Annotated in this window: 1 pseudogene; it reads left to right on the forward strand. The window is 36.0% G+C overall.

Annotation, left to right across the window (positions count from 1 at the left end):
* Positions 1-205: 205 nt before the first annotated feature.
* Positions 206-342: pseudogene (locus LI112_RS18645) on the forward strand (DNA polymerase IV); the annotation flags it as partial.

The raw sequence follows: 342 nt of genomic DNA on the forward strand, positions 1-342 counted from the left end.
CAGTATTTTCATGGATTGTGGCACTCATTTTTCTTTTCAACTGTCAAAGATGGGACTATATATAGTATGTGTCAATATAAAAGCACTGTATATTGTTTATCCTGAGAAGAAAATTACTATATATAGAGGAAGCATGGATATGGAAAATATTATCTCTTGATTTCAGAACGTATGTTCTATATAATGAGATATAAAGGAGGGGAACGTGAGTTTGGAAAAAGTGATTTTTCATATAGATGTAAATTCTGCCTTTTTGTCCTGGGAAGCGGTATATCGGCTGCATCATTTGGGATGGAAAGGCGATTTAAGAGAACAGGTGTCAGCGGTAGGTGGGGATATGGC

Source organism: Blautia sp. 210820-DFI.6.14 (genome assembly GCF_020558815.1).
In the GTDB taxonomy this organism is placed as follows: Bacteria; Bacillota; Clostridia; order Lachnospirales; family Lachnospiraceae; genus Blautia_A; species Blautia_A obeum.